The sequence below is a fragment of the Xanthomonas arboricola pv. juglandis genome (assembly GCF_001013475.1).
Taxonomy (GTDB): Bacteria; Pseudomonadota; Gammaproteobacteria; order Xanthomonadales; family Xanthomonadaceae; genus Xanthomonas; species Xanthomonas arboricola.
In genome coordinates this window covers 329,215-345,742 of the sequence record NZ_JZEF01000001.1, presented here as the reverse complement: position 1 = coordinate 345,742, position 16,528 = coordinate 329,215, and the positions used below count along the sequence as shown (strand labels likewise).

The following is a 16,528-nucleotide window of genomic DNA, read 5'->3' as shown; positions in this document are numbered from 1 at the left end:
TGTTGTCGTCGTCATACGTCGGCATCCAGCAACACCCGAAATCGACTCCAACCGGATGTGACATGACGCGTCTTCCCACTCGCCGCCTGCTTGCCCTCGCTCTTGCCGCCGGCCTCAGCCTGCCAGTCGTTGCCCTGGCCGCAGAGCCGTTCGTTGCCAGCGACATCCGCGTCGACGGCCTGCAGCGCATCGCCTCCGGCACCGTGTTCACCTATCTGCCGGTGAACCGCGGCGACACCGTGGACGATGCCAAGGTCGCCGACTCGATCCGCGCGCTGTACCGCACCGGCTTCTTCGAGGACGTGCAGCTGGATCGCCAGGGCAACATCCTGGTGATCACCGTGAAGGAGCGTCCGGCGATCAACAAGCTCACCGTGACCGGCAACAAGGACATCAAGTCCGAGGAGCTGCTCAAGGGCCTGGGCGACATCGGCCTGACCGAAGGCGGCACCTTCGATCGCCTGAGCCTGGACCGCGTGACTCAGGAACTGACCCGCCAGTACAACAACCGCGGCAAGTACAACGTCGAGATCACCCCGACGGTGAGCCCGCTGGACCGTAACCGCGTGGACGTGGCGATCGCGATCAAGGAAGGCAAGGCGGCCAAGATCCGCCACGTCAACCTGATCGGCACCGAGAAGTTCGCCAACGAGGACATCCTGGAGAACTGGGAATCCAAGGAGCACAACTGGGCCTCGTGGTACCGCCGCGACGACCAGTACTCCAAGGAGAAGATGTCCGGCGATCTGGAGAAGCTCAACTCCTGGTACCTGGACCGTGGCTACGTGGACTTCAGCATCGACTCCACCCAGGTGTCGATCAGCCCCGACAAGCGCGACATGTTCGTCAGCGCCGGCGTCACCGAGGGCGAGCAGTACAAGATTTCCGAGATCAAGGTCACCGGCGACACCGTGCTGCCGCAGGCCGACATCGAGCGCCTGGTCATCCCCAAGGCCGGCGACATCTTCTCGCGTGCGCTGCTGGAGTACACCTCCGATGCCATCACCAACACGCTGAGCAACGTTGGTTACGCGTTCGCCAAGGTCAACCCGCTGCCGACCCCGAACCGCGAGGACCGCACCGTCGCGGTGAACCTGCAGGTGGTGCCGGGCCCGCGCGTGACCGTGCGCCGCATCCTGTACAAGGGCAACAGCCGCACCTCCGATGAGGTGCTGCGCCGCGAAATGCGCCAGTTCGAAAACACCTGGTACTCGCAGGCGGCGATCGACCGTTCCAAGATCCGTCTGCAGCGCCTGGGCTACTTCGAGAGCGTGGACGTGGAAACGCCGGCCGTGCCGGGCAGCAACGACCAGGTTGACGTGGTCTACAACGTCAAGGAAACCACCTCTGGCAGCTTCGTGTTCGGCCTTGGCTACTCGCAGAGCTTCGGTGTGACCACCTCGGTGCAGTTGTCGCAGAACAACTTCCTGGGCGGCGGCAACCGGGTGGCGGTGGAAGCCTCGCGCAGCAGCTACCAGCAGCGCTACGCGTTCTCCTATACCAACCCGTTCTTTACCGACGACGGCGTGTCGCTGGGCTACAACCTGTCGTGGCGCTCGCTGGACTACTCGGACTTCAACACCGCGCAGTACAACAGCAAGAATGGTTCGGCGCAGGTGGTGTTCGGCGTGCCGATCACCGAGAACGACACCATCTCGGCGATGGTCGGCGTCGACAGCAACCAGATCAATACGTTCGAGGGTCAGACGCCGCGGGCGATCATCGACTACATCGATGCGGTCGGCACGCGCACCTTCCATGCCTGGCGCACCGAACTGGGCTGGGCGCGCGACACCCGCAACGACTTCTTCATGCCGACCCGCGGCATGTACCAGCGCGTCGGCCTGGAGACCACCCTGCCCGGCTCCACGATCGAGTACTACAAGTTCAACTACCAGATCTCCAACTACTGGCCGATTATCCCGGCGATCGTGTTGAACACGCGCTTCGAGCTGGGTTACGGCGACAGCTACGGCAACGACAGCTCGCGCGATGTGTGCGGCGTCGTTAACAATAGCGCTTACACGGAACAGGCTTGCGACGGCAACAACCGGCTTCGCACCGTCACCGCCACCGGCCTGCCGTTCTACGAGAACTTCTACGCCGGCGGTACCAACTCGGTGCGCGGCTTCGAAGACAACACGCTGGGTCCACGTTCGGAACGCACGGCAAGTTACACACGTGGCCAGCCGCTGGGTGGTTCGTTCAAGACCGTCGGTTCGGTGGAAATGTATTTCCCCAAGCTATTCGACAGCCCGTCGGCACGCGTATCGGCGTTCTTCGACTTCGGTAACGTCTACGACGGCGTGGACAACTTCAAGGCCAACGAGCTGCGTGCGTCCACCGGCGTAGCGCTGTTGTGGCGCGCACCGGTCGGCCCCATCTCGATCAGCTACGCGTTCCCGCTGAAGAAGGAAGACAACGACGAGATCGAGCGTCTGCAGTTCACCTTCGGCGGCCAGTTCTAACAGCCAACGGCAACAAAAAGGCGGCCCGCGTGTGCGGGCCGCCCGTGTATCGCCGGTGGGATGTGGGCCGGTCAGAACCAGCTGTCGAACCAGGTGGACACGGTGTTGGACAGGCAGCTGGCGATGTCGCCGGCAGGCAGGCTGAGACACTGCAGCTGCTGCTGGCCAGTGGCCTTGCCCTGATCGATATCGAAGGTCTGGGCCGATGCACTCGCGACCGCGCCCATCATGACCAGACCACCAAGGATGGAAAGAACGGTTTTCATATGCTTACTCCTGGATTCGCCGCTTGATTGCGACAGGACCCTAGATACGCAGGCTTTGTTGGGAACTGTTTAATGGTGTTTTTTCCCCGTTAAAGCGGCGCTCCCACATTTACAAGAGGTTCACCCTGATGCGCTTGACCGCCAGTGCGATTGCCGAACAATTTGGGTTGACCGTCGTCGGCGATGGCGCCGTCGAAGTCAGTGGCGTCGCCACCCTGGCGCATGCCGGCGTCGGGCAGCTGAGCTTCCTGTCCAATCCGCGCTACCGGCCGCAGCTGGGCCAGAGCCAGGCGGCCGTGGTGGTCCTGCGCGCCGACGATGCGGCGGATGCACGCGGCACCGCGCTGGTCGCCAAGGATCCCTATACAGCGTTCGCCAAGATCGCGGCCTTGTTCGATGTGGCGCCGGTGCGCGAACCGGGGATCCACCCTTCCGCGGTGATCGACCCCAGCGCACAGGTTTCGCCGAACGCACACGTCGGCCCATTCGTGAGCATCGGTGCGCGCAGCCGCGTGGGCGATGGCTGCGTGATCGGCACCGGCAGCATCATCGGCGAGGACTGCGTGGTCGATGAGGGCAGCGAGCTGCTCGCCCGCGTCACCCTGGTCACCCGGGTGCGCATGGGCAAGCGCGTTCGTATCCATCCCGGTGCGGTAATCGGCGCCGACGGCTTCGGCCTGGCGATGGATGCCGGGCACTGGATCAAGGTCCCGCAACTGGGCGGCGTGGTGATCGGCGACGACTGCGAGATCGGCGCCAACACCTGCATCGACCGCGGCGCGCTGGAAGACACCGTGCTGGAAGAGGACGTGCGCGTGGATAACCTGGTGCAGATCGCGCATAACTGCCACATCGGCGCACATAGCGCCATCGCCGGCTGCACCGGGATCGCCGGCAGCGCCAAGATCGGTCGTTACTGCCTGCTCGGCGGGCATGTCGGCGTGGTCGGGCATCTGGAGATCTGCGACAAGGTGGTGATCACCGGCAAGTCGGTGGTGCGCAATTCCATCCATGAGCCGGGCGAGTATTCGTCCGGCACCCCTCTCACCGACAATCGCACGTGGCGCAAGAATGCCGCGCGCTTCAAACAACTCGATGTGCTGGCAAGGCGCATCCTGGCTGTGGGCAAGGAGAAAGAATGAGTCACCCCACTTACGAGCTGCCGATCGACGTCAATCAGATCCAGACGCTGATCCCGCACCGCTATCCGTTTCTGCTGATCGACCGGGTCATCGAGCTCGACCTGGACGCCAAGCGCATCGTCGGGCAGAAGAACGTCAGCATCAACGAGCCATTTTTTCAGGGCCATTTCCCCACCCGCCCGGTGATGCCCGGCGTGCTGATCATCGAGGCACTGGCGCAGGCCGGTGGCGTGATGACCCAGCTCGGCCTGGGGCGCGACGCGCTGTCCAAGCTGTTTTACATGGTCAAGGTCGACAATGCCCGCTTCAACAAGCAGGTGGTGCCGGGCGACGTGCTGATGCTGGAAGTGCAGATGAAGCGCCTGATCCGCAACATGGGGTGCTATTACGGCGAGGCCAAGGTCAACGGCGAAGTCGTGGCCAGTGCTGAAGTCATGTGCGCCGGCGCCAAGGAATAACCCGTTTTTGGAGGTGAGACACGATGCGTGATCAAGCACCCTTGATTCATCCCACCGCCGTCATCGATCCGTCGGCGCAGCTGGCCAGCGATGTGCGCGTGGGCGCGTTTTCGCTGATCGGCGCCGATGTGCAGATCGATGCGGGCACCGAGGTGGGGCCGCATTGCTCGATCCACGGCCCGACCCGGATCGGCCGCAACAACCGCTTCATCGGCCACGCCGCGATCGGCGGCGAACCGCAGGACAAGAAATACGCCGGCGAGCGCACCGAACTGGTGATCGGCGACGGCAACGTGATCCGCGAGTTCGTCACCATCAATCGCGGCACCGGCGGCGGTGGCGGCATCACCGTGGTCGGCGACGACAACTGGATGCTGGCCTACACCCACGTGGCGCACGACTGCCATGTCGGCAACCACTGCGTGTTCTCCAACAACACCACGCTGGCCGGCCATGTCACCGTGGGCGACTACGTGATCATCAGCGGCTTTGCCGGCGCGCATCAGTTCTGCCGGATCGGCGCGCACGCCTTCCTCGGCATGGGTGCGCTGACCAACGGCGACGTGCCGCCGTTCACCATGGTCGGCAGCGAATCGCTGGGCCGCCCGCGCGGCATCAACAGCGAAGGGCTCAAGCGGCGCGGCTTCGATGCCGAGCGCATCACCGCGATCAAGCGCGCCTACCGCACGCTGTACGTCGCCGGCCTGCCGCTGGCCGAAGCCAAGCTGCAGCTGGCCGAACAGGCCAAGAGCAGCGAAGACGTGCGCGGGCTGCTCGAGTTCATCGAGGCGGCGGAAAGGCCGTTGTTGCGATGACGGGAATCGGGAATCGGGAATCGGGAATCGATGCAGGCGCGCACGCTGACACGCCTGCCGCCGGCCCATCGCCGGCACTTCCGATTCCCCATTCCCCACTCCCGATTCCCAGCGCGCAAACGCGCGCCCCGCGCATCGCGCTGATCGCTGGCGAAGCCTCCGGCGACATCCTGGGTGCGGGTCTGATCGAACAGCTGCGTCGCCGCTATCCGGGCGCCGAATTCGTCGGCATCGGTGGCGATGCGATGCGTGGTGCCGGCTGCCAGACTTGGTTCGATGCCAGCGAGCTGGCGGTGATGGGGCTGACCGAAGTGCTGCAGCATCTGCCGCGGCTGTTGAAGCTGCGCCGCGCCTTCCGCGAACGGGTGCTGGCGTGGAAGCCGGACGTGTTCATCGGCATCGACGCACCCGATTTCAATCTGTCGGTCGAGCGTTGGCTCAAGCAGCGCGGCGTGCGCACCGTGCATTACGTCAGCCCGTCGGTCTGGGCCTGGCGCGAGAAGCGTGCGGAAAAGATCGGCGCCAGCGCCGACCTGGTGCTGTGCCTGTTTCCGATGGAGCCGCCGATCTATGCCAGGCACGGCATCGATGCGCGCTTTGTCGGCCACCCGATGGCCGACGACATCGCCTACCAGGCCGATCGCGAGGCCGCGCGCGCCAAGCTGGGTCTGTCCGCGTCCAGCACCGTGCTGGCGGTGTTGCCCGGTAGCCGCCACGGCGAAATCAGCAAGCTCGGCGATACCTTCTTCCAGGCCGCCTGGCTGGTGTCCGAGCACCTGCCCAACCTGCACGTGCTGGTTCCCGCGGCCAACCCCGGCTGCAAGCAGCTGCTGGCCGAACAATTGTCGCGGTCGTCGCTGCCGGTGCTGCGTTCGCACCTGCTCGACGGCCAGGCGCGCACCGCGATGCTGGCCGCCGACGTGGTGCTGCTCGCGTCGGGCACCGCCACGCTGGAGGCGATGCTGGTCAAGCGCCCGATGGTGGTCGGCTACAAGGTCGCCCCGCTCACCTACCGCATCGTCAGGACGCTGGGCCTGCTCAAGGTCAACCGCTACGCGCTGCCCAACATCCTGGCCAACGACGACCTCGCCCCCGAGCTGATGCAGGACGACTGCACCCCGGAACGGCTGTGCGTGGCCCTGCTGGACTGGTTCAAGCACCCGGAAAAGGTCGCCGCCCTGCAACCGCGCTATCTCGCCCTGCACGCCGAACTGCGCCGCGACGCATCGGCACGCGCGGCCGATGCGGTGGCTGGGCTGCTGGAGGGCCGGGATTCGGGAGTAGGGATTGGGGATTCGGCAGGAGCAAAAGCGTGAAAATCATCGCTGCGGGCGCCCACGCCGAGGCGCGCCAGTCGCCCTTGTTCGGCCAATCCCAAATCCCCAATGCCGAATCCCGGCGTCTGATTGCCGGTGTCGACGAAGCGGGCCGCGGCCCGCTTGCCGGGCCGGTGGCGGTGGCGGCAGTGGTGTTCGACCCGAGCAAGCCGCGCATCAACGGGCTGGACGATTCCAAGCAGCTGAGCGCGCAGCGGCGCGAGCAGTTGTATGCGCGCATCGTCGAGCGGGCGCTGGCGTGGTCGGTGGTGCTGATCGACAGCGAGGAGATCGACCGCATCAATATCTACCAGGCGACCATGCTCGGCATGCGGCGTGCGGTGGAGGGCGTGGCGCATGTGGCCGGGTTTGCGCGCATCGACGGCAACCGGGTGCCCAAGGGCCTGCCCTGCCCGGCCGAGGCCTTGATCGGCGGCGATGCGCTCGATCGCGCCATCATGGCGGCCTCGATCGTGGCCAAGGTCACCCGCGACCGCCTGATGCACGAGCTGCACGCCCAGCACCCGGAATACCGCTTCGACCAGCACAAGGGCTATGCCACGCCGGTGCATCTGGCCGCGCTGCGCAGCCACGGACCGTGCCCGCAGCACCGCCGCAGCTTCGCCCCGGTGCGGCGTGCGTTGGGCATCGAGGCGACGCAGTCGCCGTGGGACGTGCCCTGTGCGGCCCCGGCCGATGACCTGCTGCTGGCCGACTGACCGACCGCCCTCCGGGCGAACCTGAAACGGTAATGGCGTCCTCCATCGCTTGGCGCGCATGCCGCCGCTGCGGCCATGGCCTGGAGCGTCGCGTCCCGCACACGCAGCCCCGCACGCCCCCCGATCCGCGCAATCGCCGCCGTCGCGCTGCGCGCAGCTAGCCGAAGCCTGAATCGGCCGCACCGCCCAGCCCCCGTGGCAGCTGGCCGCGGCCCTGCGCCGGCGCTGTCAAGCCTTGTTCGACCCGACCACGCTCGCTACCCTGACCACGCATTATTCCGGTCTCGCATGTCCACTTCCCGCTTCGTCCATCTGCACGTCCACACCGAGTTCTCGCTGGCGGATTCCACCATCCGTGTGCCGGAGAAACCGGATCAGGCTGACCCGAAAAAGGCCAAGCAGGCCAACCTGCTGAGCCGCGCGGTCGAACTCGACATGCCCGCGCTGGCGGTCACCGACCTCAACAACCTGTTCGCGCTGGTCAAGTTCTACAAGGCCGCCGAAGGCGTGGGCATCAAGCCGATCGCCGGCGCCGACGTGATGATCGCCACCCCGGACATGACGCCCTGGCGCATGACCCTGCTGTGCCGGGACCGCGAAGGCTACCTGAGCCTGTCGCGCCTGCTGACCCGCGCCTGGATGGAAGGCCACCGCCCCGAAGGCGGCGTGGCGATCCACCCGGAGTGGCTGCAGAGCGGCCACGCCAACCTGTTCGCCCTGGCCGGGCGCGACAGCCTGGCCGGGCGCCTGTTCGGCGAAGGCCGCGCCGACCTGGCCGAGCAGCAGCTGGCCGACTGGCAGCGCGTGTTCGGCGACGGCCTGCACCTGGAACTGACCCGCACCGGGCGCGAGGGCGAGGAACGTTTCAACCAGTTCGCGCTGCATGCGGCCGGCGTGCGCGGCCTGCCGGTGGTGGCCAGCAACGATGTGCGCTTCCTGTACGCCAGCGACTTCAATGCGCACGAGGCGCGGGTGTGCATTTCCTCCGGCCGCGTGCTCGACGATCCCAAACGTCCGCGCGAGTACAGCGACCAGCAGTACCTGAAGTCCGGCGACGAAATGGCCGCGCTGTTCGCCGATGTGCCCGACGCGATCGACAACACGCTGGCGCTGGCGCAGCGCTGCAACATCGAGATGCGCCTGGGCACCTACTTCCTGCCCGCCTACCCGGTGCCGGAAGACGAGACGCTGGACAGCTGGATCCGCAGCCAGTCGCGCGATGGCCTGGCCGCGCGCCTGGAAAAGAACCCGATCGCGCCCGGCAAGACCCGCCAGGACTATGTCGACCGGCTGGAATTCGAGCTGGACACCATCATCAAGATGGGCTTCCCCGGCTACTTCCTGATCGTGGCCGACTTCATCCAGTGGGGCAAGAACCAGGGCATTCCGATCGGCCCGGGCCGCGGTTCCGGTGCCGGCTCGCTGGTGGCGTGGGCACTGCAGATCACCGACCTGGATCCGCTGCCGTACAACCTGCTGTTCGAGCGCTTCCTCAACCCGGAACGCGTGTCGATGCCCGACTTCGACATCGACTTCTGCATGGATCGCCGCGACGAGGTGATCGACTACGTGGCGCGCAAGTACGGGCGCGAACGGGTCAGCCAGATCATCACCTACGGCACCATGGCGGCCAAGGCGGTGGTGCGCGACGCCGGGCGCGTGCTCGGCTTCAGCTATGGTCTGGTCGACAGCGTCGCCAAGCTGATCCCCAACATCCTGGGCATCACGCTCAAGGATGCGATGGGCGAAGGCAAGGACTCGGAGATGGCCTCGCCGGACCTGATCCAGCGCTATCAGGTCGAGGACGACGTGCGCGACCTGATGGATCTGGCCCGTCAGCTCGAGGACCTCACCCGCAACGCCGGCAAGCACGCCGGCGGCGTGGTGATCGCCCCCGAGCCGCTCTCCGAGTTCTGCCCGCTGTTCGCCGAACACGACCAGGACGGGCGCGGCAAGAACCAGGTCACCCAGTTCGACAAGGACGACGTCGAAGCGGTCGGCCTGGTCAAGTTCGACTTCCTCGGCCTGCGCACGCTGACCATCATCGACTGGGCGGTCAAGGCGATCAACGTGCGCCACGCACGCGCCGGCATCGACCCGGTCGACATCAGCGCCATTCCGCTCGACGATGCCCCCACCTACAAGGGCGTGTTCGCCTCGGGCAATACCGGCGCGGTGTTCCAGTTCGAATCCTCGGGCATGCGCCGCCTGCTCAAGGACGCGCGCCCGGACCGTTTCGAAGACCTGATCGCGCTGGTGTCGCTGTACCGCCCCGGCCCGATGGACCTGATCCCGGATTTCAACGCACGTAAGCACGGCCAGCAGGAGATCATCTACCCGGATCCGCGCACCGAAGTCATCCTCAAGGACACCTACGGCATCATGGTGTACCAGGAGCAGGTGATGCAGATGGCGCAGATCGTCGGCGATTATTCGCTGGGCGGCGCCGACCTGCTGCGCCGCGCGATGGGCAAGAAGGTGCCGGCCGAAATGGCCAAGCACCGCGAGATCTTCCGCGAAGGCGCGGCCAAGGGCGGAGTGAGCGCGGCCAAGGCCGACGAAATCTTCGACCTGATGGAGAAGTTCGCCGGCTACGGCTTCAACAAGTCGCACGCTGCCGCCTACGCGCTGGTCAGCTACCAGACCGCCTGGCTGAAACGGCATTACCCGGCCGAGTTCATGGCCGCGACGCTGTCCTCGGACATGGACAACACCGACAAGGTGGTGGGCTTTCTCGATGAGGTGCGCAATCTCGGCCTGACCGTCAAGCCGCCGCGCGTCAATGAGTCGGCCTACATGTTCGAGGCCGCCAGCCCGGACACCATCCAGTACGGCCTGGGCGCGATCAAGGGCGTCGGCCAGGGCGCCTGCGAGGCGATCGTCGAAGAACGCCAGCGCGGCGGCCCCTACACCACCCTGCTGGATTTCTGCACGCGCGTAGGCACCGCCAAGCTCAACCGGCGCACGCTGGAAGCGATGATCAATGCCGGCGCGATGGACGGGCTGGGCAAGAACCGCGCCTCGCTGATGCTGCAGCTGCCGGAAGTGGTCAAGGCCACCGAGCAGCTGGCGCGCGAACGCGCCTCGGGCCAGAACTCGCTGTTCGGCGGGCCGGACCCGAGCGCGCCGGCGCTGCGTCTGGACCTGCCGGAAAGCAAGGAATGGCCGCTGGGCCAGTTGCTCACCGGCGAGCGCGAAACGCTGGGCTTCTATCTCAGCGGTCACCCGTTCGACCCGCACCGCGACGAAGTGCGCGAGCTGGTCGGCTGCGACCTGGGCGCGCTGGAGAAGATCCTCGCCTCGCAACAACGTGGCGGCGGCGGTGGCGGCGATGGCGAAAAACGCGCCTGGCGCCCGGAAGTCAGCGCAATCCTGGCCGGCCAGGTGATCGGCGTGCGGCGCAAGGGCGACAGCCAGGTGTTCGTGCAGCTCGAAGACGGCCGTGGCCGGGTCGAATGCAGCGCGTTCTCCGATGCGATGGCCGAGTTCGGACATCTGCTCACCCGCGACCGCATCCTGATCGTCAAGGGCGGCCTGCGCGAGGACGAATTCAACGGCGGCTACAGCCTGCGCATCCGCCAATGCTGGGACTACGAGCAGATCTGCGCCGACCACGCGCAGCGCCTGTCGCTGCGCCTGGACCTGCGCGAGAAACAGGCCTGGAAGCGCATCGACGCGCTGCTGGCCAAGCACCGCCCCGGCAAGACCCCCCTGCGCCTGGACCTGCTGCTGCGCGCCCCGACCGGCGGCGTGGCCGGCATGCTCGACCTCAACGGCAGCCACTCGGTGCGGATCGACCAGCAACTGATGGACAACCTGCGCGCCGACCCCGCGGTGCGGACCCTGAAGATCAAGTACAGCCCTCCGTGGGCTTGAGAATGGGGAGTCGGGAATGGGGAATCGCAAAAGCGAGGCCGCCATCCGCCCTGCTTTGATTCCCGATTCCCGATTCCCGATTCTCCTAACCCCACCGTACGGGTTCATCGGACGCATTCGGCTACACTCCCCGCCTTACGTTGACGACACCACTGCATGAATCCTAACTACCTCGACTTCGAGCAACCCATCGCCGATCTGGAAGCAAAGATCCAGGAACTGCGCAAGGCCAGCACCGGTCCTGCAGTCAACGTGGACACCGAGGTGCGTGCGCTGCGCGACAAGCTGCGCGTGCGTACCGCACAGATCTTCCGCGACCTGTCGGCCTGGCAGGTCTCGCAGCTGGCGCGCCACCCGCAGCGCCCGTACACGCTGGACTACATCAACACCATCTGCGACGAATTCCAGGAACTGGCCGGCGACCGTGCCTATGCCGACGACAAGGCGATCGTCGGTGGCCTGGGCCGCATCGATGGCCGCGCGGTGGTGATCATCGGCCACCAGAAGGGCCGCGACACCAAGAGCAAGGTCGCCCGCAATTTCGGCATGCCGCGCCCGGAGGGCTACCGCAAGGCGCTGCGCCTGATGAAGCTGGCCGAGCGTTTCCGCCTGCCGCTGCTGACCTTTATCGACACCCCGGGCGCCTACCCGGGCATCGGCGCCGAAGAGCGCGGCCAGTCCGAAGCGATCGCGCGCAACCTGCTGGAGATGGCCGAGCTTAAGATCCCGGTGATCTGCACCGTGATCGGCGAAGGCGGCTCCGGCGGCGCGCTGGCGATCGGCGTGGGCGACCGCACCTTGATGCTGGAATACGGCACCTATTCGGTGATTTCGCCCGAAGGCTGCGCCTCGATCCTGTGGAAGGACGCGGCCAAGGCCAAGGACGCGGCCGAGCAGCTCGGCTTGACCGCCAAGCGCCTGAAAGGCTTGGGCCTGGTCGACAAGGTGATCCGCGAACCCACCGGCGGCGCGCACCGCAATCCCGAGCAGATGGGCAAGCGCCTCAAGGCGGTGCTGCTCAACGAGCTGGAAGCGCTGGAAAAGCTGCCGGTCGAGGGCCTGCTGCAGCGTCGTTACGAGCGCCTGCGCAGCTACGGCGCCTACGAAGGCAACTGATCGGCGGCAAGCCGGGGCGATAGTGCTGCACGCAGCATTGCCAGCCAGCAAGACGATTGGCCACCATGGAAGGATCTGTTCGGATATGAGCCCGCTACTTCTGCTGTCGCTGGTATTGCAGGCTGCCTGCTGCGTGCACGTGGTGCGCAGCGGCCGCCCGCTGTACTGGATCTTCATCCTGCTGGCGTTTTCGTTGCTGGCAGTCCTGGTCTACGTGTGCGTGGCGGTGATCCCGGACCTGCGCAACGACCCGACGGCGCGCCGTGGCCTGCGCAAGGTGCGTCAGCGCATCGATCCGCAACGCGAACAACGCGATGCATCGCGCCAGCTGGATGTGGCCGACACCCCCGAGAATCGCCGCCGCCTCGCGCAGACACTGCTGGAACAGGGCGACTACGCGCGTGCCGCCGAGCTGTATCAGGGCGCGCTGCGCGGCATCTACCAGGACGATCCGGACCTGATGCTGGGCTTGGCCAAGGCCCAGTACGGGCTGGGCCAGGCCGCAGAGACACGCAAGACGCTGGACGCGTTGATCGCGGCCAATCCGAATTTCCGCTCGCACGACGGGCACCTGCTGTATGCGCGCGCAGTCGAAGACAGCGGCAGCATCGACGAGGCGCTGCACGAGTACGAAACGCTTGCGCAAGGCTATCCGGGCGAAGAAGCGCGCGTGCGTTATGCGCAGCTGTTGTTGCGCGCCGCGCGCCCGCAAGACGCCAGGGCCGTCTTCGAGCAGGTGCTGCGCCACGCAGCCGCCTCGCCCAAGCATTACCAGCGCGAGCAACGCGCCTGGATCGACTTGGCGCGCAAGGGACTGAGCGAGCTCGGCGCGCAGGCGTGATCTCCGCCTGACGCAATACTCGAGCTGCGAAACACGGATGGCGCGCGCATCGTGTTCCCAGAAGACCCGGTACGCAACCGAGGGCGCTGCCATGCCCAGAAGGATGGGATAGCGGCAAGCCTGAAGGCCCGGATCGATCACCTGCTGCAATTGTCGGTGCAGCCGTTTCGCAATGGCGCCTTGGCGGAATCCCTCGACTATCCGCGCCACATCACCGCAGTGCTGCGCGAACACACCAGCGACGACCGGCGCATCCGGCAAGCGCATGCACCGCCCGGGTGTTGTGTCAGAACGGCTTGGCCAGCACCAGCCAGATCACCCCTACCAGCAACACCACCGGCACTTCATTGAACAACCGCAATGCGCGGCCGCTGGGCAGGCTGCGGCCCTGGTCCACGCCCTTCAACCAGCGCCCGGCCACGATGTAATGCGCCAGGATCAAGGCCACCGCAAACAGTTTTGCGTGCAGCCAGCCACCGGCCACCATCGTCGGGAAATCCGGAATCACCCGATAGCCCTGCCACAGCACCGCGCCCAGCAGCAGCGCCAGCCCCAGCATGCTGTGGCCGAATTTGTAGAGGCGGCGCCCCATCAGCACCAGGCGCGTGCGCACCGCAGGCTCGGCACCGGCTTCGGCGATATTGACCAGGATGCGTGGCAGGTAGAACACCGCCGCCATCCACGCAGTAACGAACAACAGATGGAAGGTCTTGATCCACAGGTACAAGGTCATGTGCTGGCTTCGCTGGCTGGCGTAGGATGGCCCGCATTTTCACCTATCCGCCGACGCGAAAGCACCTGACGTCCATGTCCGAACCCGACGACAAGCAGTACGACGCCCACTATTTCCGCCGCTGGTACCGGGATGCCGGGCTGGCCGACCCTGCGCGCCTGCGACGCAAGGTCGCACTGGCGGTGAGCCAGGCCGAGTACTACCTGGAGCGCCCGATCCGCAGCGTGCTGGATATCGGCTGCGGCGAGGCGGCCTGGCGCGCGCCATTGTTGGCGCTGCGTCCCAAGCTGAGCTATCTGGGCTTCGACAGCAGCGCCTACGCGGTGCAGCGTTACGGACGCAGCCGACAGATCCACCCTGCCCGCTTCGGCGATTTCGCCTGGCTGCGCCCGTGCGCGCCAGTGGATCTGCTGATCTGCTCGGACGTGCTGCATTACGTGCCCACGCGCGAGTTCAACCAGGGCCTGCCGGGGTTGGCCGAGATGTGCGCGGGCATGGCATTTCTGGAGACCTTCGCCGAAGAGGACGCCTTCGAAGGCGACCACGATGGTTTTCAGGCGCGGCCGGCGCGCTGGTATCGGCGCCGCTTCGCCAGCGTGGGGTTTGCTGCGCTCGGCTCGCACTGCTGGTTGTCGCCGCAGTTGGCCGATGAGGCGGCTGCGCTGGAGCGCGGCTGAGCAGGACGTTGGCCGGTTGAGGCACGCACGGCGAGTGGCTTCGCCGCGCACCCTCACCCCAACCCCTCTCCCGCAGGAGGGGGGCTTTATTCCGCTCATCGCCCCGCAGGCAGAGCGGCTTCATTCCCTTCTCCCGCCGGGAGAAGGTGCCCCGCAGGGGCGGATGAGGTTGCGTGCGAAGCCTTGTGGGGATTGAACGCTGATAAAGGTTGAGTGCACTGCGCTTCGCCCTGCACCTCACCCATCCTCCCCTGCAGAAAAGAGGACTCGTCCAGCAGCCGTGGGTTCTGCGACGAACGCGCGCTTTCGGCTCGCGCAGCCATCCAAAGAATTACCACTAACGGCAAAGCAAATCACGGCAAATCAGGCCGCTGACGCCTGCCATAAGTCGTATGACAGCCTCTACCGTCCGCAGCCCCATTAAGGTGCAAATGCGCCAAAGGGGGTATGCTGCGCGGCAGCAAAGAGCCGCACGGATGGGTGGAATGCTTTATCAACTGCACGAGCTGACCCGCAATCTGCTAGCCCCTTGGGTGCACCAGGCCCAGGCGAACGCCAAGATGTTCTCCGACCCCGACAGTCTGTGGGCCTCGCTCCCTGGCGCCGAACGCATGGCGGCCGGCAACGAGCTGTTCCATCGCCTGGGCAAGGAATACGAAAAGCCGGCCTGGGCGCTCGACGACGTCGAGGTCGACGGCCATTCGTTGCCGATCATCGAACGCGAAGTGCTGAGCAAGCCGTTCTGCCGTCTGCTGCGCTTCAAGCGTTTCAGCGACCATGTCGAGCTGATCGGCACGATGAAGCAGCAGCCGGCCGTGCTGGTGGTGGCGCCCTTGTCCGGCCACCACGCCACCTTGCTGCGCGATACCGTGCGCACCCTGCTGCGTAACCACAAGGTCTATGTCACCGACTGGGTCGACGCGCGCATGGTGCCGCTGGAAGCCGGCGCTTTCCGGCTCGAGGACTACATCAGCTACATCCAGGAGTTCATCCGTCACATCGGCGCCGAGCGCCTGCATGTGGTGAGCGTGTGTCAGCCCACCGTGCCGGTGCTTGCAGCGGTGTCGTTGATGGCCACCAACGATGAGCCCACGCCGCGCTCGCTGGTGATGATGGGCGGGCCGATCGATGCGCGCCGCAGCCCGACCCAGGTCAACAACCTGGCCACCGAAAACGGCATCGAGTGGTTCCAGAACAACCTGATCCACACCGTGCCATTCCCGTATCCGGGCCACGGCCGGCAGGTGTATCCGGGCTTCCTGCAGCATGCCGGCTTCCTGTCGATGAACCCCAACCGGCACGTGATGTCGCATTGGGATTTCTACACCGATCTGGTCAAGGGTGACCTGCAGGACGCGCAGGCGCACCGGCAGTTCTACGACGAGTACAACGCCGTGCTCGACATGCCGGCCGAGTATTACCTGGACACCATCCGCGTGGTGTTCCAGGACTTCCTGCTGCCGCAGGGCAAGTGGAAAGTGGATGGCCAACTGGTCAAGCCGTCGGCGATCCGCAATACCGCACTGCTCAGCATCGAAGGCGAACTGGACGATATCGCCGGTCTTGGCCAGACCGAAGCGGTGCACGATCTGTGCACCGGGATCGACGCGGCGCATCGTCGTCATCTGGTAGTGGAAGGTGCCGGCCACTACGGCATCTTCAGCGGCCGTCGCTGGCGCGAAGTGGTGTACCCGCAGGTGCGCGAATTCATCGCTCGCTACGATGCCGACCCGGTCGGCAGCCGCGACCCCGCCACCGTCACCCCGATCCGCAAGCGCGGCAAACGCGCCTGATTGGCCGACAAATCGGCCGACAAAAACGCCCCTTGGTCGAGACCGATCAAGGGGCGTTTTTTATGCGCAGATTTTTGGTTTGAGTAGACATAGCGCACTGCGTGGCGACGTGCGCGGCGCCCGCACCAGACAGTTGCCGGTCGCTTTATTGAAAGTGCTTGCCACCACGCACACCGACCATCTTCGATGGTCCTTGCCCGCCCACCGTCGCGGGACCTTACGCGGCACGGATGCCGCGTAAGAGCCTACAAGGACGTACTTGCGGCGTGTCCTGCGATGGTGGGCGGGCAAGGGCCCTGCTGCCAAGC

12 protein-coding genes and 1 pseudogene are annotated in these 16,528 nt (G+C 65.8%); 11 read left to right on the top strand and 2 right to left on the bottom strand.

Features of this window, described 5'->3' with window-relative positions:
* The first annotated feature begins 62 nt into the window (after positions 1–62).
* Positions 63–2,468 carry an outer membrane protein assembly factor BamA gene (gene bamA, locus XARJCFBP2528_RS01410; protein WP_016902397.1) on the top strand — a complete coding sequence of 802 codons (2,406 nt, stop codon included), beginning with the start codon at positions 63–65 and terminating at the stop codon, positions 2,466–2,468.
* A 71-nt stretch (positions 2,469–2,539) separates the two neighbouring features.
* Here the strand turns inward: bamA and XARJCFBP2528_RS21820 are convergent, their stop codons facing one another.
* Positions 2,540–2,734, bottom strand: coding sequence for a hypothetical protein (locus XARJCFBP2528_RS21820; protein WP_039528270.1), 195 nt, complete (start codon positions 2,732–2,734; stop codon positions 2,540–2,542).
* 128 nt (positions 2,735–2,862) lie between these two features.
* Between XARJCFBP2528_RS21820 and lpxD the strand changes: the two genes are divergently transcribed.
* From lpxD to XARJCFBP2528_RS01365, 8 genes and pseudogenes are all read left to right on the top strand, one after another.
* Positions 2,863–3,876, top strand: coding sequence for a UDP-3-O-(3-hydroxymyristoyl)glucosamine N-acyltransferase (gene lpxD, locus XARJCFBP2528_RS01400; RefSeq protein ID WP_016902399.1), 1,014 nt, complete (start codon positions 2,863–2,865; stop codon positions 3,874–3,876).
* A complete protein-coding gene (gene fabZ, locus XARJCFBP2528_RS01395) occupies positions 3,873–4,334 on the top strand; it encodes a 3-hydroxyacyl-ACP dehydratase FabZ (protein WP_016902400.1) in 462 nt (153 codons plus the stop codon). Before lpxD ends, fabZ begins: the two co-directional genes overlap by 4 nt.
* A 23-nt stretch (positions 4,335–4,357) precedes the next feature.
* On the top strand, positions 4,358–5,149 hold the full coding sequence (gene lpxA / locus XARJCFBP2528_RS01390) for an acyl-ACP--UDP-N-acetylglucosamine O-acyltransferase (protein ID WP_024940381.1): 792 nt from the start codon (positions 4,358–4,360) through the stop codon (positions 5,147–5,149).
* Positions 5,146–6,465, top strand: a complete 1,320-nt coding sequence (gene lpxB / locus XARJCFBP2528_RS01385; protein ID WP_016902402.1) for a lipid-A-disaccharide synthase — start codon at positions 5,146–5,148, stop codon at positions 6,463–6,465. The genes lpxA and lpxB overlap by 4 nt, the downstream gene beginning before the upstream one ends.
* A pseudogene (locus XARJCFBP2528_RS01380) lies at positions 6,462–7,109 on the top strand (ribonuclease HII); the annotation flags it as partial. The gene lpxB and the pseudogene XARJCFBP2528_RS01380, both read left to right, overlap by 4 nt.
* Positions 7,110–7,472: 363 nt before the next feature.
* Positions 7,473–11,060: a DNA polymerase III subunit alpha gene (gene dnaE / locus XARJCFBP2528_RS01375; protein ID WP_016902404.1), complete on the top strand. Its 3,588-nt coding sequence runs from the start codon at positions 7,473–7,475 to the stop codon at positions 11,058–11,060.
* A gap of 156 nt (positions 11,061–11,216) precedes the next feature.
* Positions 11,217–12,176, top strand: coding sequence for an acetyl-CoA carboxylase carboxyltransferase subunit alpha (locus tag XARJCFBP2528_RS01370; RefSeq protein ID WP_016902405.1), 960 nt, complete (start codon positions 11,217–11,219; stop codon positions 12,174–12,176).
* 85 nt (positions 12,177–12,261) lie between these two features.
* Positions 12,262–13,017 carry a tetratricopeptide repeat protein gene (locus tag XARJCFBP2528_RS01365; protein WP_016902406.1) on the top strand — a complete coding sequence of 252 codons (756 nt, stop codon included), beginning with the start codon at positions 12,262–12,264 and terminating at the stop codon, positions 13,015–13,017.
* A gap of 286 nt (positions 13,018–13,303) precedes the next feature.
* On the opposite strand, the gene XARJCFBP2528_RS01360 is transcribed toward XARJCFBP2528_RS01365, so the two are convergent.
* The gene (locus XARJCFBP2528_RS01360; protein WP_016902407.1) at positions 13,304–13,750 is read right to left on the bottom strand and encodes a CopD family protein; all 447 of its coding nucleotides are present in this window, start codon (positions 13,748–13,750) and stop codon (positions 13,304–13,306) included.
* Positions 13,751–13,824: 74 nt separating this feature from the next.
* On the opposite strand from XARJCFBP2528_RS01360, the gene XARJCFBP2528_RS01355 reads away from it, so the two are divergent.
* Together XARJCFBP2528_RS01355 and XARJCFBP2528_RS01350 are read left to right on the top strand one after the other, a co-directional pair.
* On the top strand, positions 13,825–14,427 hold the full coding sequence (locus XARJCFBP2528_RS01355) for a methyltransferase (RefSeq protein WP_026064299.1): 603 nt from the start codon (positions 13,825–13,827) through the stop codon (positions 14,425–14,427).
* A 485-nt stretch (positions 14,428–14,912) separates the two neighbouring features.
* Complete coding sequence (locus tag XARJCFBP2528_RS01350) at positions 14,913–16,220, top strand: polyhydroxyalkanoate depolymerase (RefSeq protein WP_016904270.1); 1,308 nt, start codon at positions 14,913–14,915, stop codon at positions 16,218–16,220.
* Positions 16,221–16,528: the final 308 nt, after the last annotated feature.